General features: G+C 51.5%; 22 protein-coding genes. 17 read left to right on the top strand and 5 right to left on the bottom strand.

From position 1 onward, the window contains the following. Positions 1-34: 34 nt before the first annotated feature. Positions 35-1,099 (bottom strand): fatty acid desaturase, encoded by a 1,065-nt coding sequence (locus MKY59_RS12180; RefSeq protein WP_339277813.1) that lies wholly within the window; start codon positions 1,097-1,099, stop codon positions 35-37. A gap of 301 nt (positions 1,100-1,400) precedes the next feature. Here MKY59_RS12180 and MKY59_RS12185 point away from each other — a divergent pair, with 301 nt between their 5' ends. Both MKY59_RS12185 and MKY59_RS12190 read left to right on the top strand, forming a co-directional pair. Then, the gene (locus MKY59_RS12185; RefSeq protein WP_236419495.1) at positions 1,401-2,240 is read left to right on the top strand and encodes a YitT family protein; all 840 of its coding nucleotides are present in this window, start codon (positions 1,401-1,403) and stop codon (positions 2,238-2,240) included. A 434-nt stretch (positions 2,241-2,674) separates the two neighbouring features. Continuing rightward, entirely contained in the window at positions 2,675-4,363 is a 1,689-nt protein-coding gene (locus MKY59_RS12190) for a hypothetical protein (RefSeq protein ID WP_339277815.1), read from the top strand. Between the two features lie 83 nt (positions 4,364-4,446). On the opposite strand, the gene MKY59_RS12195 is transcribed toward MKY59_RS12190, so the two are convergent. After that, positions 4,447-5,031 carry an AAA family ATPase gene (locus MKY59_RS12195; RefSeq protein ID WP_339277817.1) on the bottom strand — a complete coding sequence of 195 codons (585 nt, stop codon included), beginning with the start codon at positions 5,029-5,031 and terminating at the stop codon, positions 4,447-4,449. A gap of 319 nt (positions 5,032-5,350) precedes the next feature. On the opposite strand from MKY59_RS12195, the gene MKY59_RS12200 reads away from it, so the two are divergent. Then, positions 5,351-5,686 (top strand): helix-turn-helix transcriptional regulator, encoded by a 336-nt coding sequence (locus tag MKY59_RS12200; protein ID WP_339278376.1) that lies wholly within the window; start codon positions 5,351-5,353, stop codon positions 5,684-5,686. After that, on the top strand, positions 5,683-7,041 hold the full coding sequence (locus MKY59_RS12205; protein WP_339277818.1) for an FtsW/RodA/SpoVE family cell cycle protein: 1,359 nt from the start codon (positions 5,683-5,685) through the stop codon (positions 7,039-7,041). The genes MKY59_RS12200 and MKY59_RS12205 overlap by 4 nt, the downstream gene beginning before the upstream one ends. Before the next feature lie 65 nt (positions 7,042-7,106). On the opposite strand, the gene MKY59_RS12210 is transcribed toward MKY59_RS12205, so the two are convergent. After that, on the bottom strand, positions 7,107-8,882 hold the full coding sequence (locus MKY59_RS12210; protein ID WP_339277819.1) for an ABC transporter substrate-binding protein: 1,776 nt from the start codon (positions 8,880-8,882) through the stop codon (positions 7,107-7,109). Positions 8,883-9,011: 129 nt separating this feature from the next. On the opposite strand from MKY59_RS12210, the gene MKY59_RS12215 reads away from it, so the two are divergent. From MKY59_RS12215 to yidC, 3 genes are all read left to right on the top strand, one after another. Continuing rightward, positions 9,012-10,637, top strand: coding sequence for a DUF4173 domain-containing protein (locus tag MKY59_RS12215; RefSeq protein WP_339277821.1), 1,626 nt, complete (start codon positions 9,012-9,014; stop codon positions 10,635-10,637). Positions 10,638-10,719: 82 nt separating this feature from the next. After that, the gene (locus MKY59_RS12220) at positions 10,720-11,073 is read left to right on the top strand and encodes a hypothetical protein (RefSeq protein WP_236419508.1); all 354 of its coding nucleotides are present in this window, start codon (positions 10,720-10,722) and stop codon (positions 11,071-11,073) included. Continuing rightward, positions 11,010-11,876: a membrane protein insertase YidC gene (yidC, locus tag MKY59_RS12225; protein ID WP_236419511.1), complete on the top strand. Its 867-nt coding sequence runs from the start codon at positions 11,010-11,012 to the stop codon at positions 11,874-11,876. The genes MKY59_RS12220 and yidC overlap by 64 nt, the downstream gene beginning before the upstream one ends. Before the next feature lie 175 nt (positions 11,877-12,051). Here yidC and MKY59_RS12230 read toward each other — a convergent pair whose 3' ends face one another. Beyond that, the gene (locus tag MKY59_RS12230; protein ID WP_339277823.1) at positions 12,052-13,128 is read right to left on the bottom strand and encodes a LuxR C-terminal-related transcriptional regulator; all 1,077 of its coding nucleotides are present in this window, start codon (positions 13,126-13,128) and stop codon (positions 12,052-12,054) included. 125 nt (positions 13,129-13,253) lie between these two features. Here MKY59_RS12230 and MKY59_RS12235 point away from each other — a divergent pair, with 125 nt between their 5' ends. The 8 genes from MKY59_RS12235 to MKY59_RS12270 all read left to right on the top strand — a co-directional run bounded on the left by MKY59_RS12235 (position 13,254) and on the right by MKY59_RS12270 (position 21,333). Next, on the top strand, positions 13,254-13,961 hold the full coding sequence (locus tag MKY59_RS12235) for a class I SAM-dependent methyltransferase (protein WP_339277824.1): 708 nt from the start codon (positions 13,254-13,256) through the stop codon (positions 13,959-13,961). Next, a complete protein-coding gene (locus tag MKY59_RS12240; RefSeq protein WP_339277825.1) occupies positions 13,945-15,042 on the top strand; it encodes a saccharopine dehydrogenase NADP-binding domain-containing protein in 1,098 nt (365 codons plus the stop codon). Before MKY59_RS12235 ends, MKY59_RS12240 begins: the two co-directional genes overlap by 17 nt. Before the next feature lie 73 nt (positions 15,043-15,115). Further along, positions 15,116-15,409 carry a hypothetical protein gene (locus tag MKY59_RS12245; RefSeq protein ID WP_339277826.1) on the top strand — a complete coding sequence of 98 codons (294 nt, stop codon included), beginning with the start codon at positions 15,116-15,118 and terminating at the stop codon, positions 15,407-15,409. A 71-nt stretch (positions 15,410-15,480) separates the two neighbouring features. After that, on the top strand, positions 15,481-16,773 hold the full coding sequence (locus MKY59_RS12250; RefSeq protein WP_339277827.1) for an amidohydrolase: 1,293 nt from the start codon (positions 15,481-15,483) through the stop codon (positions 16,771-16,773). Between the two features lie 561 nt (positions 16,774-17,334). After that, positions 17,335-19,170, top strand: a complete 1,836-nt coding sequence (locus MKY59_RS12255) for a UbiD family decarboxylase (protein WP_339277828.1) — start codon at positions 17,335-17,337, stop codon at positions 19,168-19,170. Positions 19,171-19,419: 249 nt separating this feature from the next. Further along, complete coding sequence (locus MKY59_RS12260; RefSeq protein WP_339277830.1) at positions 19,420-20,499, top strand: HD domain-containing phosphohydrolase; 1,080 nt, start codon at positions 19,420-19,422, stop codon at positions 20,497-20,499. A 171-nt stretch (positions 20,500-20,670) separates the two neighbouring features. Continuing rightward, positions 20,671-21,150 (top strand): SRPBCC family protein, encoded by a 480-nt coding sequence (locus MKY59_RS12265; protein ID WP_339278377.1) that lies wholly within the window; start codon positions 20,671-20,673, stop codon positions 21,148-21,150. A 15-nt stretch (positions 21,151-21,165) separates the two neighbouring features. Then, positions 21,166-21,333: a hypothetical protein gene (locus MKY59_RS12270; protein ID WP_236419527.1), complete on the top strand. Its 168-nt coding sequence runs from the start codon at positions 21,166-21,168 to the stop codon at positions 21,331-21,333. Between the two features lie 32 nt (positions 21,334-21,365). Here the strand turns inward: MKY59_RS12270 and MKY59_RS12275 are convergent, their stop codons facing one another. Then, a complete protein-coding gene (locus MKY59_RS12275) occupies positions 21,366-22,577 on the bottom strand; it encodes an MFS transporter (protein WP_339277831.1) in 1,212 nt (403 codons plus the stop codon). A gap of 227 nt (positions 22,578-22,804) precedes the next feature. On the opposite strand from MKY59_RS12275, the gene MKY59_RS12280 reads away from it, so the two are divergent. Together MKY59_RS12280 and MKY59_RS12285 are read left to right on the top strand one after the other, a co-directional pair. Next, complete coding sequence (locus tag MKY59_RS12280) at positions 22,805-23,398, top strand: TetR/AcrR family transcriptional regulator (RefSeq protein ID WP_339277832.1); 594 nt, start codon at positions 22,805-22,807, stop codon at positions 23,396-23,398. Then, complete coding sequence (locus MKY59_RS12285; RefSeq protein ID WP_339277834.1) at positions 23,395-24,480, top strand: hypothetical protein; 1,086 nt, start codon at positions 23,395-23,397, stop codon at positions 24,478-24,480. The genes MKY59_RS12280 and MKY59_RS12285 overlap by 4 nt, the downstream gene beginning before the upstream one ends. Positions 24,481-24,556 lie beyond the last annotated feature (76 nt).

Here is a 24,556-nt window from a genome sequence, read left to right on the forward strand (position 1 = left end):
GGCCTCGAATACAAGCAAACGAAACGGACAGAGATTAGGATTTCTCTGTCAGACTCGCTTGCGTGGTTACGCGTATGGTGGAAGTGGAACGTGCCGGGAGAGCTCGGTTGTTTCGCTTTAGATCGGCAAAGGTCATGAAACGTTTGCTGTCCTCGTCCCATAGACGAAAGCGCAATGCGGCCAGGCTGGTGCGCAGGGTGATCGTTGTCGCTTGCTGCAGCGGCGGCGTGGCATTATGCGCGTCTTCCAGGTAATAATTGGGGACGCGCGGACTCAGGTGATGGACGTGGTGAAATCCGATGTTTCCGCTGATCCACTGCAGCAACCGCGGCAGCTTGTAGTATGAGCTTCCTTCAACAGCGGCCTTCACGTAGCTCCATTCATCCTCATGCTCGAAGTACGTATCTTCGAATTGATGCTGAACGTAAAACAGCCAGATGCCGAAGAAACCGGAAAAGAAAAAGATCGGAGCTTGGACAAGCACAAAAGCCTGCCAGCCGACGGCCCAGCACATCAGCGCGTACAAGGCCACAATCAACACATTGGTCAAATACGTGTTCATCCGCTCTTTGCGGCGGGCCCCCTTGCGATTGAACCGGTAGGACAGCAGAAAGACATAGAACGGACCAAGTCCAAACATGATGAGCGGGTTACGATAAAGGCGGTAACGCAGCCGCAGCCACGGGGAGGCCTCCCGATATTCCTGCGTGGTCATGACCCAGATGTCGCCGATGCCGCGTTTGTCCAGATTGCTGCTGGTCGCATGATGGATGGCGTGCGTTGCTTTCCACTGCTGGTAAGGGACATGGGTTAATACGCCGGTGATCGTTCCGAGCCAATCGTTGGCGCGTTTGTTTTTGAAAAAGGAGCCGTGGCAGCAATCATGGAAAATGATGAATGTCCGCAGCACGAAACCGGAAGCGACGATCGCGATCGGCAGCGTCAGCCAGTAGGACACGGACAGGCTGAAGTAGGCCGCCGCCCATAATAGAAAAAGTGGAAGCAATGTATTGAACAATTGGCGAATGCTTAGATGCATATCATGTTTTTCAAACGGAATGACTTCTTTTTTCAATGCAAGTTCTTTGGTTCTGTTCATGATGAATGCCCTCCTTGAATCGAATCGCTTTCATTGTAAAGGGAAAGGCGTATCATGGGTAAGTCATAAACGTCAGCGCCTGATCATGATAAACATCAAGGACGGAGCATGACATTTGTCATGGGTGTAGGGCTAATAAGAGAAATCCTTTGCACAAATCGCGCAACATTTTGTATTTTGTATACAAATTTTGCGCGGGACATGATAGAATCAATGCTTGGGTATACGTGGTAATATGACAATGGATTAAAAATAACATGACAGCGAGAGCTGATTTTCTGATGATTGGAAGGAATGTTGGATGAAAAAACGAATAACGGATATCGCTTATCTGATGGTCGGTGCTTTCTTGTTTGCGCTGGCCGTAAACCTGTTCATTATCCCGAATGATTTGGGCGAAGGCGGCGTAACCGGAATTACCATCATTTTATATTACTTGTTCGAATGGTCGCCAGGGTTGATGAACCTGATTCTGAACGGCATTTTGCTCGTCGTTGGTTATAAGTTTCTGGACAAAACGACGACGGTGTATACGATTATTACCGTGCTGTTCAACTCGTTGTTTTTGCATCTCACGGAGAGCTGGACGATCGATTCCAACGAGCTGTGGATTAATACGATTTTTGCAGGGGTATTTGCCGGTCTCGGCATCGGATTGATCGTACGCGTGGGCGGCACGACGGCGGGAACGGTCATTCTGGCGCGAATCGCCAACAAATATTTGGACTGGAGCATCAGTTACGCATTGTTGTTTTTTGACCTGATCGTGGCGTTTTCGTCGTTCTTTATTATTGGGGCCAAAGGTTTGATGTGTACGATCGTTCTGCTGTTTGTCGGGACAAAAATGATGGAATTCATCATTGAAGGACTCAATCCGAAAAAGGCGGTAACGATCATTTCGACCAAACAGGACAATATCGCCCGTCAGGTCATCGAGAAAATGGACCGCGGGGTTACGGTGCTTTCCGGGCATGGGTATTACACGAAAAACCCCAAGGAAATTTTGTATATCGTCATCAGCAAACAGGAAGTGCCTATGTTGAAAAAGATCGTGCGGGCAGAGGATACGGATGCCTTCATTACGATCCATGACGTGCGCGACGTATTCGGGGAAGGCTTCATTGAGTTGTCGAAAACGTAAGTGGAACGAAAAATAAGTGGATTTTAAGGAAGCCCTGGCGCAATAACGCCACGGCTTTTTTGCTTAAGGGATAGATGGATACGATAATAGCTGCTTGCGGCGTTTTGGGGATGTTTTTTCGCATGATGGCGTCCATTTGTATTATCAATTTCGCCGTTATTCGTTACAATTGTAGCTGTACCGGACTCATCGGCTAAAAACCGCAAAGGACATACACATGTTAGCGGAGAGGCAGAACCAATCTGGAGAAGCGAGGTGTTCGCCTTTATCCCCGGATTTTCCCCTTAGAATAGGGGGATCAAAAAAATCCGGGGATAACAGCGATCGAAAGATGGTACTGCCCTCGCAGTGCTCTTGTGTGAATGACTAGTGCGGTTTATACGAAGGGTCTGGATACGAAGCCCGGATTTTAACCGTAGAGGGGAATGACAATCATGGCCGAGCGAACGATGGAACGGATGTCCAAGGAACAGCAGTATTTGGTGAAACAGTCCATGGCGATGATGGACCGCTTTTATGACGAACAGGCAGGGCTGCTCCTCAGTTTTGAAGAGAATTCCGCGCAGTACAGCACGCGTGCCAGCGCGCATTATGCGCTGGGTTTGCTGATTCGTAATGAAACAGCCGACTTGGACCGTGCGATTCGTCTGCTGCATAACGTACTCGATATGCAATTCGATGCTCCCGAAGAAATTTATCACGGAACCTTTCGGACGAGGCCGGATGCGGCAGACCCGCCAAAGGGCAATTATCAATGGAAATCCTTTGCGCCGGGAACAGCACATTTTCTGGAGCAAACGTTCGATCGAATATCGGCGAAGCTGGCTCATGACTTGCAGGCAGAGGGAGTCATCCACGCTGACGCGGCTGATGCCAAACGCCTGAAACAGCTGTTCAGGAAGGCCGTGAATCAAGTACTGCCGCCGGTTTGGATCAGCTATGACCCGAACTGGAGAGAGTTCATTGCCTGCGTCTGCGCGGTCGCGACGGCGGAATTTGCCGATGTGCTGCCTGAATCTCTTTTGCAGCGCATGGACCATGCGATGGAACTGGCTGTGCAGGGTTCCATCGATCGCAGATTGTCCGATGCGATCCCCATGAACACCAACATCGAACTTATGCATATGTTCATCACCCATTATTACGGACATCGCTTCCAGCGGGAAGATTGGATGGAACACGCAGACAGGCAAGCAGAGGCGCTGCTGCGGGAATTTGATCAATACGGATCGTTTGCCGAGTTTAATACAACGACGTATTACGGGGTGGACCTGACCGTGCTGGGCATGTGGAGAAGATACGGGATCACCGAACGTTTCAGAGGGATTGGCGCCAAGATGGAGGCAGGACTCTGGAACAATATCGCGCTTTATTATAATGCCAACCTTGAAAATTTGTCCGGTCCTTTTGCCCGGGCGTATGATATGGAGATGAGGGAACACAGCTCCATCGGCGTATTTTTATATATGGTGCTTGGCGAAGGCTACGAATATCTCGCAGGCATGAATTGCGAATCAGGGCATGATCCGTTAATTGCGCTGGTTGGGGTGAACGTCCCGGATGAAGCGCTTCCATTTCTTCGGTCCCATCCGGGAGACCGCTTGGTGGTCAAGCAGTTTTTGGAGTTATGCGAGCGCAACGATCCAACAGACAATCGCACGCTTTGCACGGCCAAGGCCTGGATCGGCGCAAACCGCATGGTCGGAGCGATGTCCGGGAGCCGCAATACGAATGGCCAGATGCATCCGGCCACCGTCCATTGGCGGACGGATCAGGGCGAGAAATATTATTTGCGACTGATCCGGCGCGAGGTCGGCGAAGGATGGAACACCCATCTGCGAGGCATTACCTTTGATGCCGATGTCAGCGATAGTGCGCTGACGGTCGAGGTCGCGCTGGACACGACGGAGGAGATCGAGGTGTACTTCGAAATCCGAGGTCCCAATCTTCGTCCTGAGGACTTTACGCCGGCACGGTGGAATATGCCTGGCTTGAGCTGTGAGGTGCAGGCGGCCGCACCGGAACCGGAAATGTTGTTTTTTACGGAGCATGCCGAAATGGTTTACAGGTATGTGCCTGGAAAGACATCGAATCGGATGAGCTTTGCATTGAAGTTTTGTTGAGCGAATGGAATGATGTGAGAAACAAGTATGCCAAAAGGGGATGCTGCTGTCTTGATATGTTCAGCACATCCCCTTTTTGGCGTTTACGCATACATGCTGCGTTCAACCTCGTTCAACGCGATGGAGATATCCTCGTTTGAGTTATCGATGTAGGCTACGGAAGAGTAGGGAAGCGGCCATGCAACCTGCTTGCGTGCCAGCGAGGCTGCAAACTTGTCCCAGTTGGCGAGTTTCCATTCATCTAGAGGAGATTGCCTGGCCGTAATCCGTTCTTTGTATAGTGCTTCGCTGTTCAAATAAATGTATGCTACGCGCACGTCGGTATCTTGCAGCGAACGCCCGATGCGAGCCAATTCCTGTTCGATCCAGTCCGGAGTCTGTGTTTCTTTGGTAAATGGTCCGACAACGATGGTGTCGATGCCAAGCGCTACGTTGTCTAGAGCGGCATCCATCGTGATGCGATAGCCGAGATCCCGGCAAAGCCGTTTGTATTCAGGCGAATCGCGGTCTGTCGGGTCCAGTCCCTGTAATGTCATGATCGCTTCGGCTGCTGGGCGCAGCAGGATGTCCATATCGAAAAATGCAGCTTTGCGCTGGCGGGACAACGCTTTGGCGAGCGTTGTTTTGCCGCTTCCGGCACCGCCAAGGAAAAAGATCAGTTTGCTCATGGGCATAGGCCTCCCTTATGAATCTAAACGACCGTTGTGTCAGCATAAACGACAATATTTGCTGATGATCGGCCGATTATCGTTGATGTGCGAGTGTGGATACGTGGTCTATTCCACAATGATTCTTTCTATTTTGTTTATTATATCAGGACAAAAAGAGGATAGAATAGTTTTCATGGTGTGCGAGCTAGACAGAATAGGGAGAATCAGGTAATATCATACCTAGAATATCTATGCATAGTTTTCCGAGGTATGTATTTTGAAATTCATTCTGATGCAGAAGGAGCAGAACGAGTGGAGAAAGGGGCGGGTGAATACGTTGAATGTCAACAAACAGATGATCAAAGGCAGTACGGAAACGCTTATTCTGACATTGCTGCAGGATAAGCCCCTGTACGGTTATGAGTTGATCAAAGAGCTGCATCGCCAATCCGATGGCGTATTTAATCTGAAGGAAGGCACGTTATATCCGATTTTGCACGCGATGGAAATCGCAGGTTGGGTGGAGTCCTATTGGCAAGAGGTCGAGGGCCGCAAACGCAAATACTACTCGATCCGCAAAGAAGGCATTCAGGCGTTGGAGCATAAAAAAGCGGAGTGGCGTCTGTTCCGGCGCGCCGTCGATCGGGTGCTTGGAGAAGGAGGGCTGACATGAGCCATAGAGATGCGAGAATCGAGTATTATTTGGATCAAGTCTGCCAGCAAGTCAAGGCTCGTGAGGTTCATCCGGATCTAAGGGATGAGATCGGCAGCCACCTTGACGAGATTTTTTACGAGCGGCAGCAGGAGGGGGACACGCCGGAGCAAGCAGCATCCTATGCGATTGCACAGATGGGAGACCCGTTGACCATCGGCAAAAGCATGCACCGGCTTCATCGGCATCGCATCCATTGGGGCGTGGTGTTGGGTGTGCTTGCCTTGTTTTCGGTGGGATTGCTGTTAATGTGGATTTATTCAACACGTTTTTCGGTTTCAAAAGTTGAGGATTTTTCTGTTATTTATGGACAATCATTCGTTAACTACATATTTTATAGTGTATTAGGTATTTTTGCTTTGATATTCTGCATGTATTACGACTACAGAAAATGGAGAAATGCAGCTTGGGGCATTTACATTCTGTTCAATCTGCTGTTATGGATAAATCCATTTACAACTCCAGTCATAAATAGTTCGCGATGGCTTTCCCTCTACGGCATTAGCTTACATCTTTCTGGATTCGCAGTATGGGTGTTACCACTCGCTATTGGAGCGATCATGCTGCGTAAATTGCGGACTAAATGGGGGATGAAAAGTGCTCTACAGTATTGGGTGCTTGCCGCAATACCCATGACTCTGTTTGTCTATATGGATGATTGGGTACGCCTAACGTTATTTGTTGCCGTTTCTATTGTGCTGTTTGGATGGATTTCACGAAGATGGAAATTAACTTTGCTTGCAGGCATGTTTGTTGTTTCTGGAGCAACTGTGTATTTGTTTCAATCCGAAGCCCACAAGCACTTGGAACGTTTTGCGGTAGTGTTGGATTTGCAAAATGATCCTTTAAATACTGGTTATTATAATCGTTCCATCATAGATACTACTCAGTCTGCTGGTTGGTGGGGTCATGGTTTGAATGGAATCACTTTTGACAAATTTGATATATGGCATACCGACTATCCCGGCGTTGCGCTCATTGACGTGTTTGGTTGGACGGCAGGGATTGCGATGTTTATCGGTATGATCTGGTTTGTGGTTACGATGTTAAAGGCAAGCCTGCGCGTTAAGGATGAGTTTGGTCAAATGATTATCTTGGTGATTACGTCTGTATTTGCTTTTCAACTGCTCTATTCGCTAGCTATGACTACGGGAAGGGTTCCTATTCTGAGTATTAAGTTCCCAATTATTGGTTATGGTGGGTTTCTATTAACTCTTGAATATGCCATGATTGGCTTGCTGCTCGGCGTATATCGTCGCAAAGACACAATTCCTCTGGTTCAAAGCGATACGAGAGGGTTAACCGAAAGCAAGTAACATTGATGTTAATATTTGGCGTTACATAAGAGCATTCAGGTGAAGCAACTGCTGCAGCAGCGGCTTCACCCTTGCGTCGATGTAGACGGGAACCAAATGTGCCTTAAATTCACCCATCCTTGACTGTTAAAGGACAATCCCCGAACGGAAGGCAAATAGGCCGTTTCCATTGGTTTTTCGGAAAGGGTGATGAGTAAATGTTCTTTGGCGAGTTCTTCCTCGATCTTATCCAGAACGGACATGCGTTCATCTCCTTCCGGTGAGGTCATGACGAATCGCAGCATGTTCTGGATAACGTGTTTGGCTGTATCGTGCAAATGCTCCGACAAAGTGAGGTACAGGTCATACCTGCGCAGCTCTTCGTCCCGGTCGCGGATCAGCGAAAAGAGGATCAGATCCGATTCCAGCCGCAGTTCTCCTTTGAATTGTTCCATGGGCGCGGAACGAACGGTACAGTTGAAACCATGCTGCTGCAGCTTCTCCGCAATGATCGCAGCGTTTTGCCTGTACTGCGGAATGGTTGCAATGACGAGTAGGGGCGCAGAGCCATCGGCAGCATCTTTCGCTGAAGTGAGCTCATCCATGAACTTGTGCGAAGCGGAAGACGATGCTGTCTGAATGTCATTTCTCTCGGATAGAACGCCTGTAAGGCAAGCGTATACGCGTGCCCGTACGGCCGGATCGCGAAGCGGTCCGGTTTTTTGCGTATTGCAGGTCATCAATTTGCGCACGGTTACGCCTGCTCCAACTTGACTCCATTCGTTCCCGGAAGGGTTGGACGGATTATGCACCAGATGGAAAAATGGGGTTTCTTCGTTATGATGCTCTGCCAGTTCATGGCGCGAACTCCAAGGAATTTGCAAGATTTCAACCCGGTCCAGATGAGCCCTGCCTTGAAAATAAGACGGGAATGCTTCCAGCATGCAAACATGCCGGTCCCAGCGGGTGACTTTGAATGGCCCGGTTCCGATGGGGATAGACATGGCGGTCGGATCATCCGCCGCAGTCTCCGCTTCCGATGGAAACTGCCCGGAAGGCACGATGGCAGCCCGACTCGTCGATAGAAAGGGCAGGAACAGTTCATGCGCCGTATGTAACTTGAAGCGCACGGTTAAGGGATCAAGCGCATCGATCGTCTGAATCTGCCTGCTCACATCCCGGTAAAGAGTGCGGCGTTCGGTACGCTTTAGCCGTTCGAAGGTAAACACCACGTCGCTTGCGCCAAATGTCCGGCCGTGGTGGAACGTAATGCCTTTGCGCAAATAAAACGTCCAGGTTGTCCGATCCGCGCTCACATCCCAAGTATGGGCAAGGCAAGGAGAGATTTCTCCCTGTTCCCCGCGCTGCACGAGGCCATCAAAAATATGGCTCGTCACAAACGATTCGGCCAGCAAATTGATATAGAGCGGATCGAGTGCGTGCAATTGCTGCCTGAGCGGCAGTCTCAGCGTATCAATCGGTTGGTTGTTGCTGCCCGCCTCGGTGTGGTGGCCCAAATAACCGAGCAGCCACTGGTTCAGCTGTTCCTGCAGCAGGCCAGAATCGACAAACGTGCCAATCTGCTCGGCAGCCTGTTTTACATCGCGGCGGTTCATCGCTTGCAGCATGTACTGGGAAGCGATTTGTTCCGCAGGTGCAAGAAGGGTGAGCGTCGATCGTTGTCCACGGCCACGGCGGGAGGCCCAGTCGATCCAGCCGGCGGCTGCCATTTTCTTGACGATCGTCAGGGTGCTCCGATGCGTACAGTCCAGCAGCTCGGCCAGCTCGGCGAGCGTCACTTCATTTCTTGCCGCGTGACCATATCGATGATGCAGCTGCAAATACTGTTGCTCGAGTTTCATGATGGAATGCCTCCAGTCCGAGAAATAGTAGTTTGTAAAATAAGAAGTTTTCCGAATCGAATTTTCTATTTATCTTCTTATTTTACCATCTAGAATGGAGAGAAGAACATCTAAATGGAGGGCATTTCCATGATTGAGAACATGTTGTCGTCTCCCAAAAGGGCGCCGATTACGCTATTGGCAGCGATCGTGCTGGCTATACTACACCAGTATTTGTTTTTTGAGAAAACGCCGGGGATATCCTATCCGCTCTTTGTCATCCTGTTTTACGGCTTTATGTTGTCCTTTGCCAAAGACCGGTTGCGGGCGAAGACGTATATGGACTTATTTTTCGCCGGGAGTATTCTACTTTTATCGCTAACGCTTGTGTTATTTGATAACCCGCTGTTCCGCATTCTTAATGTTATGGCCGTACCTGGGCTTGTTTCTTTACATATGGCATATTTGCTTGGACGAAAAAAGCGGAATTGGTGGGAGCCCGGCTTGATCGGAACGGCTTTGGACCATTTGCTGCCGCAATCCATCCGGCACTGGAAAACGCTCGTCCTGATGGCATCCAAAACGGGCGGTAAAGGTAAAGGCATAAACCGGTCGCAAAAAGCGATTGTGCTGAAAATATTGGCAGGGCTTGCGATATCTTTTCCGATCCTGATCATCGTTTTGTCATTGCTCAGCTCGGCGGACGGCATTTTCAGCCAACTTGTTTCCGGCATTCCGCAATGGCTGGATCAATTATCGTTTGGGGAAGGTTTCCCGCGAATCGTATGGGTGGTCGTTGCAAGCTTGTTGTTTTTCGGATACGTATGGGGATTTGTGCAGCCTATGACATATGAGGCCGAGAAAAGAGAGAATGCTCATTGGAAAAACGGAATGAAGGTTTACGGACCAATGCCGCTTGAAACGGGAACGGAAACGGATCCAGCGGGAGACGCAGCTACTAAAAAGGCAGTGGCAGGCCAGTTTTATGGAGCTCAGTCAACCAATCCGCAGCCCGTGAAGCTGGATCCGCTGATCATGGGGACAATCCTTGTGGTTATTAACAGCGTGTATGTACTGTTTGTGTTCGTGCAGTTTGCGTACCTGTTCGGGGCGGGGGAAGGGAACCTGCCATCGGGAATGACGTACGCGGAATATGCTCGCAGCGGCTTTGCGGAGCTGGTATTGGTCACGGGCATCAATTTTGTCATTTTGACGATCGCTTTGCAGTTCACCAACACGGTTGGAAGCGTGGGCACGCGTGTCCATCAAGTGCTGTTGTTTATTACGGTTGGATGCTCAGCCATCATGCTCTACTCGGCATTTGCGCGTCTGCTGCTTTATGAGCAGGCTTACGGCTACACCTACATCCGTTTTCTGGTACATGCGTTTATGATCTTTCTTGCGTTTCTATTGCTGATTGCCAGTTTGCGTATTGTACGCACAACGTTTCCGATGTGGCGCTGGGTTCTGGCGCTCTCCTTGACGGCCTATGTCGCAGTCAACTATGTTGGCATGGATCGAATCATTGCCGAGCGGAATATCGAGCGTTACCATCAGTCTGGGGACGTGGATGCATCTTATCTGGCAGGATTGTCTGCCGATGCCGTTCCGCTGCTGAGTGACTTTGCAAGGAAAGAAAACGAAGAATTGAAAGCATTGCTGCTGGAGCGGCGGCAGCAGCTGGAGGCGGATGGCTCGGTTCATTCATGGCCTTCGTTCAACATTGCCAAATATCGGGCCCTGCATGAATTGCAAACATTGGCAGCAGAAGAGTAACACAAATGTTGCCGTGATTTTATGCAAAATCGATATGTAAGTGTTATAATGTAAAAACGAATATATGAAGGGGGTGAATCTCTTGTTTGAGCTTCACGAATGGTTGCCGTATATTTTCTCCATCGGCCTGATCGTCACGGTGAGTTACGCATATATTGCGCATTTGCACTGCGGACTGGCCGAGTTCTGGGTGAAGGGCGGAGCCGGTGATTATTGGGGCTCCGGCCCGCCGGCGATGCCGATCGAAACGCAGCATAAGCCCGAAAGTTTTTGTCGCAAGGTCAGACGCAGACAGGCCCCGGATGACGATGAACCCGATTGTCACTCCTCGTTGAATGGACGGATGGACAACACACAACGAGGAGGATTTAAATGGAGCATCAATCGAACAAGAGATTCACGCTTAATACGGGACGGTTACGTATACTTGGTTTAATGGCGGCGCTGCTGGCGGTATTGGTATTATCCGGCTGCAGCGGCAACGTGACGGAAATCAACTCATCGACGCCTGGCTTTTTCAATCACTACGTGGTCTTCCCGCTGTCCTATCTCATTCAGCATATCGCCACTTTTTTTGACGGAAGCTATGGGGTAGCGATCATTCTGCTTACGCTGGTCATTCGTCTTGCCCTGCTTCCGCTTATGATGAGACAGGCCAAGTCCCAGCAGGGGACACGGGCGATCATGAACAAAATGAAGCCGGAGCTGGACGCCCTCAAGCAGAAATACGAAGGCAAGTCCGATGCGGCCAGCCGCCAGAAGCTCTCGGAAGAAACGATGGCCTTGTACAAAAAGCACAATTTCAATCCGCTGAATATCGGCTGCTTGCCGCTCTTGATCCAGCTTCCGATCTTGTCAGGCATCTATACAGCCATCCGGTTGACGCCGGAGCTGTCGTCGCATTCGTTTCTCTGGTTCAAGCTGGGGTCGCCGGACATTGCGCTCGCCATCGTGGTAGCGGTCATTTATTTGATCCAGTCCAAAGTATCGCAAGCCAACATGCCGCCTGAGCAGCGAAAACAGTTTGCGATCATGGGATACATTTCTCCGCTGATGATGGCCTTCTTTTCGTTCTCTGCTCCTGCCGCAATGCCGCTATATTGGACAGTCGGCGGATCATTCCTGCTGCTGCAGACACTCCTGTTCCGCAAGCTGTATCCGGTGGACGTTCCGGAAGAGCCGGCAGAGGTGCCAACGAAAAAGGTCAAATCGGGAAAAGCGAAACCGGCGAAATCCTAAGTTGTTTGGCATAGGCGCAGTACAATATGAAGAACAAGTAATCCAATGGCTATAGCAAAAAAGCCTGGTCCGTGATGGATCAGGTTTTTTTTGTATCCCCTCATTGCCACCTGGTTTGACTGAAGAATCAGGATCGATGGTTTCGGGATAACATATCCTTTCTGGCAATTGACCATCATGCAGACCCGTCGGATAACTGGAAGCGGGAGACAAAATGCCAAATCAGCTCCCGCCGCGAGGAGACGCCCGTTTTGGAAAAAATCGATTTCAGATGATCCTGCACCGTGTATGCCGATATGTGCATGGCTGCGGCAATGTCTTTGGACGAATAGCTGCGCAGGACAAATCCGAGCAGCTCCCGTTCGCGGGTTGTGAGCCCATGACGCTCCGCCAGCAAAGGCAGCAGTTCCTGCGGCATCGCCTGCTCCAGCCTAATGGCAACCTGGTCAGGACCGGACGACGTTTGCATACGGCTTGCTTGCAGCACCAAATAACGTCCGTCCGGAAGCTGAAAACAGGTTTTGGAAGGGGAGGCAGCGGTCTCACGGCAAATGACGTGGGAGCTGACGGCCCGAACCGGGCGAGGCAGGACGTCGGGGCCAATCTGCTCAAGCAGCCGCATCTGGGTTAACCAGTATCGGGCGGCCATGTTAATAGACAGCAGGTCGAGTTTATGCGATACGATCATCAAACCCGGCTCGACGGGGCTTTCACTACGGATTTCGTCCAACAGGGTCAGGCTGGTCAAGCGCAGCATGCGCGCCATCGATTCTGCCGCTGCCGCGATGAACTGTTGTTCTTCTTCGGTAAACCATGGTTGACCCGCTCTGCGATAAAGGGTCAGATATCCCCAGCATGCGCCTTCGCTGACCAGTACGGTGCGCAGCTCGTCTCCGAATCCGGCAGGCAGCAGAATGCGGTCATAGCGGGGACTGTATTGCGATCGTTCGTGAACCGCTTCACTCAAGTGGGCCGCGTGTTTCCCCGTACGGATCATATCCGCGTATTTATGGTGGTCCTCTTCGGCATATTCGTTCAGAAACAGTTGGTTATGGATCGATTCGATGCCGGCTTCCGTCACCGCCCCTGTGGACAAAAGCGTCTGGGGATCTACGGTCGTAAAACAGTAGGCATCATAGGGAACGATGTTTTGAATTCGATGCAATACGGTTTCCCGATAGGTGCGCGATGTCCAGGTTTCTTTTTCGAGAGAGGTGATGCGATTTAAACTGCGGTCCGGGTATGCGATCAAACGAAGACCTCCTTTATCGGAAATATCCCAGCCTTCTGGGATGGTTGTTCATATGCATCCTTCTATAATGAATTTAGGGCATATAGCCGTCAAGCCGAACTTACAACCGAAGGAGGGTGACACCCATGAAAGAACAATCTGCCCCGATGAGTTGGGATACCGTTGACGGACGTCGCTACGAGCAATCGATCGCGCATAAAATACCGGGGTACGACCGGATGCATCAGCTGATGGAGCGGCTGCTTGCCGCAACGCTGGAAAACCAAACCGCTGCCAGACTGCTGGTAACCGGAGCGGGAGGAGGGAAAGAAATCACGCTGCTCGGGAAACGGCATCCAGGCTGGACGTTTGTCGGCGTGGATCCCTCGGCTCCGATGATTCGCCTTGCGCAGCAGCGGGTTCACGAAGCAGGCTTGGAATCCCGGGTTCAATTGCACGATGTGACGCTGGAGGAACTGCAAGCGGGCGATCGGTATGATGGGGCAACAAGCATGTTGATGCTGCATTTCATCCAGGGCCTGGAAGCGAAGCGACGATTTTTGAACGAGGTGGCGAATCGGCTTAAGCCAGGTGCACCCTTGATCGTTTCCTCCGTGAATGCAGATCTGGCCTCGCCAGCCTACCCGGCCGTCATGAATGCTTGGAAAAGGCACATGCTTGAAGCAGGTGTTCCCGCCTCGGATTGGGAGCATTTTGCTGCTTCATTAGGTCATGAATCCGATCCCGTCTCGGGCGAAGAGCTGGTTCGCTTGCTTAGGGACTGCGGATACAAAAATAGTACACGCTATTTTGGAGCGTTCTGGGTGGAGGGGTACTATGCCATCCGTGCATGATTATCAGGCCGAAAAAGATCAAATTTGGGTCATCGGCGGTTATGGCCAAGTCGGCAGCATGGTTTGCACTGTGCTCGCCCGTTCGTTTCCAGGCAAAGTATGGGCGGCAGGCACGCGGCTGGAAAAAGCCATAGAATTCAGCCGCTCCACGGGCGGAGCAATTCAGCCTTTGCTGTTGGACGTAAGAAAGGGAGTCGATCCCGCCAAATTAAAAAACGTCAAGCTGGTGGTCATGTGCGTCGACCAGATGGATACACGATTCGTGGAAGCCTGCGCGCAGGCCGGGACGGATTATATGGACATATCGGCAAAAGGAGATTTTCTGGCTTTGGTGGAGCCTTTGCACCAAAGATTGCAGAAAGGCAAAGCGACCGCGATGCTCAGCGTCGGGTTGTCGCCGGGGGTGACCAATTTGCTGGTGCGCGCAGCCGGAGCCCATATCGACGAAGTGCTTGAGGTGGATATCACGGTCATGCTTGGTCTGGGGGAGAAACACGGCAAAGCAGCCGTGGAATGGACCGTAGATCAGTTGAATGCCTCGTACCAGGTTATGGAGAACGACAAACTCGTGCTTGTTCGCAGTTTTATGGACGGCAAATCCATTGATTTCGGGCCAAAGCTCGGGAAGCGCAAAGCCTATCGCTTTAATTTTTCCGACCAGCACACGGTTGCCCGCACGCTCGGAATTCCGACGGTATCTACCCGGCTGTGCCTGGATTCCCGCTTCATGACCGGATTGATGTCTTTGGCGCGCAATATTGGCATGTTCCGTTTGCTAAGCGTACCGTCGATCCGTAACGGCACGGTCAAAGCGTTTGACCTGCTGCCCGGCGGTGAAGAGATGTACGCCGTCAAAGTCGATGCCAAAGGCAAGCTGCACGGGAAAGACGTTCAGGTGGAGCAGCTTCTGGTCGGACGCCGGGAAGCGGATGCGACCGCAGCCGTGGCAGCGGCCGTGGCCGAACGCATGTACAGGGAGAGAGCGCCGCATGGCGTCTATCATCTGGAGCAATGTTTTACGCTGGATGACATTCAGAAGGAGCTTGCCAAACCTCTAGAAGTCACGACTAAGGTAATTTAAGCGCAAACATGTTTTTGCCGCCGTTCCCGATCTGTTATGATGGGACAAAGAAGACAGGGGACGGGGGGAGAACGTGGAACCCATTGCGGTATTGCCGTATTACAAAGTGCAGCGCGAGGTGACGGGCATCTCGCAGGAGGTGCTCCTGAGCCATCGTTTCATGGTGTTATATGCTGATCGAATCGTGACGAAATACCGGGAATTCGACCTCGTCAACGTGTTCGATATGTCTTTCCGGCGAATGGGAAAGGAAGGCGGTTTCTTTTATTTGCACACAAGCACGGGAGTGTATCCCTACATGGTGCATGTAGACCCCAGACCCTTCATTCAACGGTTTCATTTAATCAAAATGAAAAAGCGCCCTTGACCTTTCCGCTGCGTCAAGGTTTATCCTCGGTTTAGAGCATCGACATTCTAAACTAAAGGAGCCGTGAAACGATGGGGATATTGATCAGGCAGGTCAACATTCTGAGCATGAAGGATGAGGAAAGTGCCTATTTGGGAGATATCCGGATGGAGGGAGACCGGATTGTCGCGATGGGTTCACAAGTCTCCGCCGAGCCGGGAGACGACATCCTGGAAGGGAACGGAATGCTCGCCATGCCGGGATTGATCAACGCGCATCAGCATACGCCGATGAGTCTGCTGCGGGCGTTCTGCGACGATTTGAAGCTGATGGACTGGCTGGATCGCAAGATGCTGCCCGCGGAAGCCCGGATGACGCCGGAAGACATTTACTGGGGCGCCAAGCTGTCCATGGCCGAGATGATCCGGTCGGGGACGACGGCTTTTGCAGACATGTACATTCATATGGACGAAATCGCGGAGGCGGTTGCCGAGACAGGCATGCGTGCTTCCCTTACGCGGGGCATGGTATTTATGGAAGACGATGGGGGAGCCCGGCTGCGGGAGGCGGTGGACCTCGTACAGCGCTGGTCCGGCCAGGCAGAAGGCCGCATTACGACAATGTATGGCCCGCATTCCCCGTACACTTGCCCGCCCGGGCCGCTGCGCGAAGTGATTGAAATGGCGGGGAGCGAACAGGTGCCGATCCATATCCATTTGGCCGAAACCCGGGAAGAAACGGTCAAGATTCGCGAAAAGTATGGCATGACGCCTGCCGAGTATCTGGAGAACACAGGTTTGTTTGAAAAAACGCATGTGCTGCTCGCCCACGGGGTGCACTTGAACCGCCGCGACATCGCCAGGTTAAAGGGCATGCGCGGCGGCGTCGCCCATAACCCGGTCAGCAATTTGAAACTCGGATGCGGCATCGCTCCGATCACGGACATGGTGGCCCAAGGCGTTACCGTGGGGCTGGGCACGGACGGTGCCGGAAGCGCAACGACGGTGGACATGTTCGAAGGGATCAAGGCTGCGACGTGGCTGCAAAAGCTGGACCATGGCGACCCTACGAAGCTGCCGGCACGGGAGGTGCTGCGGATGGCGACGAGCGGCAGCGCCTATCTGCTCAACCTGCATGAAGACGTCGGCGTGCTGGACGTTGGCCGCAAAGCGGACCTGATCCTGATCGACCTGCGAAAGCCGCACCTTCAGCCGATGCACAACGTCGAATCGCTGCTCGCTTACAGCGTAAATGGAGCCGACGTGGACACAACGATCGTGAACGGACGCGTGTTGATGAGACACCGCGAACTGTTGACGTTGGACGAAGAGATCGTGCTGCATGAAGCGAGAAAACGGGCAGCGCGGATCGTCGAAGGAATATGATAGAATCATCGTTATGGTGCAATTTCCTATTGTCGCAGAGTATGCTCCGGGCCTTAAAGGCTCGGAGTTTTTTGGTGTTTCAAGTCATAAGCGTTTGAGCGCGAGGTTTGAATGCGCCACATCATGAATTTTTATGCAGGATATATCCCGTTTGTCGAAGCAGAGGATCATCTGATAATATAGATGTGATGTGATGTGATGTTGAAAGAATCGATAGGATGCAATGATAGATAAACCGCAAAAACATCCACACGTTAACGGAGAGACAGAACCAATCTGGAGAAGCGAAGCGTTCGCATTTATCACCGGATTTTCCCCTTTGAAAAAGGGATTCAAAAAAATCTGGGGGTAATAGCGATCGGAAGATGGTACTGTACTCGCAGTGGCCTGGTGTGATTGATTATTGCGGTTTATATTGATAAAATATTCAATTTCGCAGGACAAGGTTCGTCTGGCGAATGACCGCATCGATAACGCAAGTGATGCACCCCTATGTGAATCGTTGAACATGTTTTTCAAGGCAACCAATGAACACTATTTTATCAAGAATGGAGTTATCCGATGAAATATCGCAGCATGGAAGATTGCATTATCGATTTGGAACGGCACGGGCATCTTGTCCGGGTCAAGGAAGAGGTTGATCCCCATCTGGAGATGGCTGCCATCCACCTGAAGGTTTACGAGGCGAAAGGGCCGGCGCTGCTGTTCGAAAATGTGAAAGGCTCCAAGTTCCCGGCCGTATCGAATTTGTTCGGAACGATCGAACGCAGCAAATTCATGTTCCGCAGCACGCTGGACGACGTACAGCGTGTGATTGGCGTAAGGAACGATCCGATGAAGGCGCTCAAGTCGCCGTTTCAACACGTTCGCACAGCCCTCGCAGCTTGGCAGGCGCTGCCCAAAGAGAAGTCGATCAGTTTGCCGGTGGCCGCACAAGAGATCCAGATTTCCGATCTTCCGCTGATCAAACACTGGCCCATGGACGGCGGGGCGTTTGTCACGCTCCCTCAGGTGTATTCGGAGGATCCGGACAAGCCGGGCATCATGAACTCGAATCTTGGCATGTACCGGGTGCAGCTGAGCGGGAACGAGTATGAGATGAACAAGGAAATCGGACTGCATTACCAGATCCATCGCGGCATCGGCATTCATCAGGCGAAGGCCGTGAAAAAGGGAGAGCCGCTGAAGGTCAGCATTTTTATCGGCGGTCCGCCTGCGCATACGCTGTCGGCCGTGATGCCGCTTCCGGAAGGGCTCAGCGAAATGACCTTTGCCGGCCTGCTTGCCGGCCGACGTTTCCGCTACAGTTACAAGGACGGGTATTGCATCAGCAACGACGCGGACTTTGTGATTACCGGGGAGATCCACCCAGGTGAGACGAAACCGGAAGGCCCGTTCGGTGACCACCTCGGCTATTACAGCTTGACGCATCCATTTCCGCTCATGCGGGTGCACAAAGTATATGCCAAACCAGGTGCAATTTGGCCATTCACCGTGGTTGGCCGTCCGCCGCAGGAGGATACGTCTTTCGGAGAATTGATTCACGAAATAACGGGCGATGCCGTCAAACAGGAAGTTCCCGGCGTCAAAGAAGTCCATGCGGTGGATGCCGCAGGGGTTCACCCTTTGCTCTTTGCCATCGGAAGCGAGCGGTATACGCCGTATCAGAAAGTGAAGCAGCCTACGGAGCTGTTGACCATCGCCAACCGCATTCTGGGTACAGGGCAGCTTAGTTTGGCGAAGTATCTTTTCATTACGGCCGAGGACGAGCAGCCGCTCGACACGCATCGCGAGATCGAATTCTTGTCCTATATTTTGGAACGCATGGATTTGCAGCGCGACATCCATTTTCAGACGAATACTACGATCGATACGCTCGATTATTCCGGGACGGGACTGAACAGCGGCAGCAAAGTCGTGTTTGCGGCATACGGGGACAAGCGGCGCGAATTATGCAGAGAGGTTCCCGAATCGCTGAAAGAGATTCGCGGATACGAGAACCCGCGACTCATCATGCCGGGAGTGGTCTGCATGCAAACGGACGCATTCGTCGATTACGCAGACGCGGAGCAGCAAATGCGGCAATTGACCGATGCACTCCAGGAACGGGGAGCGGAAGACGGCTGTCCCATGATCATCCTGTGCGATGACAGCACCTTCATGAGTGCGAATCTGAGCAATTTTTTATGGGCTACATTTACTAGAAGCAATCCTTCCCATGACATATATGGTGTGAACAGCAGATATAGCCACAAACATTGGGGCTGTGATCAGGTCATTATCGATGCACGCGTCAAACCGCATCAAGCTCCGCCGCTGATTCCGGATCCCGCCGTGGAGAAAAGCATTGAACGACTTTTCGCCAAGGGTGGAAGCCTGGCTTCGGTCAACATTTGATTCCGCGAAAAAGCCCAGACATGTAGGTTTGGGCTTTTTCCTATGGTCCCAATGACCTGTGTAGACCCGGGATTTATTTCAAATTCGAAATGAGAATAAAGTCTTACTCGTTCATATTTCCCACCGTGATTAAGGTCATTAGAACTATGGAGAAACCTCGCTGAATATTCGATATTAAGTAATATAGATGTTTCGAGGCCCTGTTGCATTGGGGACTGTACTATAATGATCGTTCAGGGGGAAGCGGATTTGAGAATACATATTTTGAGTTTGCAGGATGGCGATCGTCTCTCTGCAGATACATTTAGCGATGCAGGACTGCACGTTCTGGGCAAGGGGACGGTTCTCAAAAGCGATGACATCACCCTGCTGATGCAGCATCGGGTGGAGTACGTCGACATTGTGGACCGCGAGCAAGGAGAACCTGTTGCAAATGGCGATACAGCAGCTGTGGATGTCCCTGGAATCAGCAAGGAAGAACCGCCGGAAGAGGAAATGAAGCCCCAATTTGTTCAAACCGTACATAACTATCAAAATGCTTTTTTGGAAGCACTCACCGTAGGCAAATTCAACGCCACGATGGTGGACGATGCGCTTCAACCCATGGTCGACGGATTGGACGAGCAGAAGGATGTCGTTCATCTGCTGATGATGCTGGAGCGGGATGACGTCAACAACTATACGCACTCGATTCAGGTTGGACTGTTGTCGTTCTATATTGCGACCTGGCTTGGCTATTCGCAGGCAGAGAGCTATGTCATCAGTCGCGGCGGGTATTTGCACGATATCGGCAAATGCAAGGTATCCCACCGGATTCGCAACAAGCTGGAACCTTTTACGCTTGAAGAGCAGCTTGAATACCAGCGTCATACGATCTACGGGCACGATATTATCAAAAGCTCCATGACCGACGAAACAACGGCGCTGGTAGCCCTTCAGCATCATGAACGTGAGGATGGCTCGGGTTATCCGCAGATGCTTGACCACAAGGACATCCATCCATACACTCAAATCGTATCCGTGGCCGATGTGTATATCGGCATGAGATCCGGCAAACACGGCAGCAGCAATCCAAACCTGATCAACAATTTGCGTGATATCTATGCGATGGGTTTCGGCAAACTGAACGGGAAGGCCGTTCAAGCCTTGATGCAGCACTTAATGCCTAATTTCATCGGCAAACAGGTGGTACTGAGCAATGCGGAGAAAGGTGTTATTATCATGAATAACAGCTCAGATATTTTCAAACCGCTTGTCAAGGTCGAATCCGGCCAATATCGCGACTTGTCCAAGGAGCGTAATATCGACATTAAGGAATTGAAGATCTAGCAAAGGAACGCTTCTCGGCACTGGCTACTTGCTTCATATGAAACGGGACTCCTGCACCAAATCAGGAGTCCCGTTTTTGGCTTGCGTGCCTGGGGTTCATTGTGTTTGCTTCAGGGCAAGCACTATACTAGGAGAAACCAGGAAATGGAACCGGTGGAGGGAGTTGTTCCGATGATTGAAGTCCAGACAGAAACGATGATCCATGCTCCGATGGAGCGTTGTTTTGACGCGGCCAGAAACATTGACTTGCATACCCGAACGGTCTGGAAACATACGCGGGAACGAGCAGTCGCAGGAGTGACCACAGGCCTGATCGGCGCAGGGGAGAGCGTCACGTTTGAAGCAACCCACTTCGGCATCCGGCAGCGGCTGACTTCGCGCATTGTAGAATTTGACCGGCCTTTTCTATTCGTGGACCAAATGGAGAAAGGGGCCTTTAAGAGCATGCGCCATGTGCACTCGTTTGAACAACGGGATAATCAGGCCACCTGCATGAGGGATACGCTAATATTTGAGGCGCCTTTAGGCGTTCTGGGTATGATCGCCGAGCGATTGGTCCTTCGGAAATACATGCATGCCTTTCTGAAAAGCCGAAATGCCCGGCTGAAAAACGTTTTGGAAAGTGAATGGTATATTACGTCAAATGATTGAAACGGAGGCTAACCTATGGAAAATGAATATTTCGTCGGTTGGGGTACGTTAGCTTTGATTAATGCAGGGCTCGCACAAGGCAAAAACCGAAGCGGGCTGAACCGGTTTCTGATCTCGCGGCTGTGCGGCCCGCTCGCAACACGGTTTATCGTGGTGTGGAACAAACTTGAGAAGCAGGTATGACATCGCGTGATGGAGAATGCAGAGCCGTGTTACTATTTTCGTTGGCGTGTGCGCTCATAACCCCATACGAACAAGGCTAGGCCGCTTACGGAAGCGCCAAGCCAACTAACCCCGCTCCATCCTGCCCATGCGTACATTTGCGTAGAGGCGATGGAGCCTGTGGCGCTGCCGATGGAATAAAACACCATGTATGCGGCAGTGAGGCGGCTTTGGGCTTCGGGGCGCTCCTTGTAGATCAGGCTCTGGTTCGTCACGTGAATGGCTTGTACGGCGAGGTCCAGGAGCACGACGCCGACAATGAGGTAGCCAATGGAGTGATACAGCAGACCTATTGGCAGCCAAGAGGCCAGAAGAATGAGCACCGCGATCAGCGTGACGCGCTGGCCGTATCCGGCGTCCGCCAGTTTGCCGGCCTGAGCCGCGGCGAAAGCTCCGGCAGCACCGGCGAGGCCGAAGGCGCCGATGGCCGTATAGGATAAAGACAGCGGTGCCGTGCTCAAAGGCAAAACCATCGAAGTCCACAGAATGCTGAAACACGCAAAAATAAGCATGGCGAGCAGAGAACGCACGCGCAGCACCGGCAGTTCGCGATACAGCCGGAATACGGAACGAACCGTCTGCACATAACTCAGCTTTGACTTGGGGAGCTTGTGTTTTGGGAGCAAGACAAACAAAGCGATGCCGCATACAATCGTGAAACCTGCGGAAAAAAGGTAAACGGACCGCCAGCACAGCCAGTCGTTCAACGTCCCGGCAACGGTGCGTGCCAGCAATATGCCGATGACGATGCCGCTGGTCACCAAACCTACCGTGCGTCCGCGTTTGGCTTCCGGGCTAAGCGTCGCTGCGGCAGCAACCATCGTTTGTGCAGCGACGGCAAGTGTGCCGACCGCGGCGATGCCGATGAGCATGGCGGTTATGGACGTAGAAGCCGAAACCCACACCAGGGCCAGAGCCGATATGCCCATTTGAACGGCAATCAGTGTGCGCTTGTCAACCAAGTCGCCGAGCGGTACCAGCAGCAGCAGACCTGCAGCATAACAAACCTGGGTTACGGTAACGACGATACCGATCGCGGAAGCCGAGACATGAAAGTCGCTGGCAATGGAGTCCAGCAGCGGCTGGGCATAATAAATGTTTGCGACGGAAAGGCCGCTGCAGAGGGCTAACAAAAGAACGACGTATCCGGGCAAAGCAGCAGGGGTTTCCCTGGAAATACGAACTTGTCGCACCGAATTGCTCATGATCAAGCTCCCTTCTGGATGTGAATATAGTAAGGATTCACCTTATAATGTACCGATCGATACATAATAAAGCTGGATAAAACGATAAGGCATGATCGGATATAATGTCAATAAAAATCTAGGTGACCAGTTCTAATCATCAAAAATGGATGGTAAAGACTTGACGGTGAACGTCAAAATTTTTAAAATATGAATTATACTGAACGGTAATAAAAGGTGGGTTGTCAATGGTTAGAACACGCGAGTTTGATACCGAAAAAGCGTTGGATGCGGCCATGCATGTGTTTTGGGAAAAAGGATTCGAAGCTGCATCGCTGAGCGATTTGACCAGCAGCATGGGCATTCAGCGTCCCAGCCTCTATGCGGCTTTCGGGGACAAAAAAGAACTGTTCGAAAGCACGCTGCGCAGATATAACGCCCTGCATGCATCCCGAATCAAAGCCAAGCTGCAGCAGGAGTCCTCCGTTCGAGCTTCGTTCCGCACCTTGTTCGAAAGCATCGGGACTGCTGAGGAAGAAACGGGGATAAATAGAGGTTGTTTTTGCATTAATACGATGGTTGAACTGGCTCCGCATAATCCGAGGTTTGCCGTGCTTACGCGTGAGCATCAGATGTATCTTGCCGCCATTTTTAAAGAAGCGATCGCGAGGGGGCAGGAAATGGGGGAACTATCCGGTACGCTGGATGCACATGCCGTGGCTCAATCGCTCGTCGTTTCGATGATTGGTCTGACGATCATGATGAAATCCGGACCGGATCAGACGTTTATTCGGCAGAGCATCGATATGGCGCTGTCCGTGCTGGAAGGTGGAGAGCGATGATCCAAACGACGAGCAAGCTGCTTGAGCGATTGAAATCAAACACAGCCCCTGATGCGGCGATCATTGACGCCCATTGCAAAGTGATTTCAAATTACGGGGATCGGTCGGACGCTGCCGCATTGCTGCGAGTTTTTATGGAGCGGCCCGAGGATTATCGTTATACCGCGCTGCTTGGACCAGTGATGCGATGTGGTGACCGGGATTTGGCGGAACAATTGTACCGATTCGCTTTCGAACACGGAAGATTGAAACCGGAGATGCCGTCGGAGCTTCTGCATGTTCTTGGTTATATGGAATATCCCCTGGATACGAATTACCTGGTAGATTGCGTACTTGAAGGGGATTGGTACCTGTCGAAAGATGCGTGCCTTGCTTTGCTGCATTTGCCTTGCGAAGAGCAACACCACCGGCTGGAAGAGGCGGTGGAACAAGTGGTCGGGCAGGCGATTTTCTCGGAATTTTTGCCTGCATTGTGCGTGAAATGGGCTCCTGCGGCGGATATGGTTCCCCGACTTGTCGAGTGGGGGAATCGTGCATCGACCGACTGCAATGCAGGATTGGTTCTGGGAATTGCCCTGTACGGCCCCTCCCAGAAAGAGGTGCTTAAACGTCTGTTGTTGGAGCCTGGCTGGGATTTGTGCCAGAACGGAACAGGCAGTCACTGGTGGGCATATATGGCGATGCCATTGACAGGATTGAGTGTTCGTGAATTGATCGCCGAGCTGCGGCTAAGCGAAACGAACACGGCTTCAGATCATCCGGCGTCTGCACCCTGTGCAAACAGGAGCGATTCTGCCCAATTTTCGGCAGTGCACCGATATCAGGTGCTTCATGATTTGTTGCAATTCACAATGGAGGCTCCGGATCATCCGCTTCGGCATGCACAAAAGCTACAGGAATCGATGGAAGATCTGTACCAGCAGTTGTTTGCATGGAGCACGCCGCATGAAGATGATTCCATTATGGGCCGGATTGGATTTGATTTGGGCATAAATCATTTCATGATTGACCGTTATAGCGATCTTCGTTCCAAAATGGAAATGTGCATAAGCCGGGAACTGGAACAGGGTGAACGCCGCTGACTCTCTTACCCTTAATCTGTAACTTTATGAAACTTTATGTATATTCAAACGTATGAAAGGCATAGACGTGTATCTT

It is taken from the genome of Paenibacillus sp. FSL W8-0426 (assembly GCF_037969725.1).
Classification (GTDB): Bacteria; Bacillota; Bacilli; order Paenibacillales; family Paenibacillaceae; genus Paenibacillus; species Paenibacillus hubeiensis.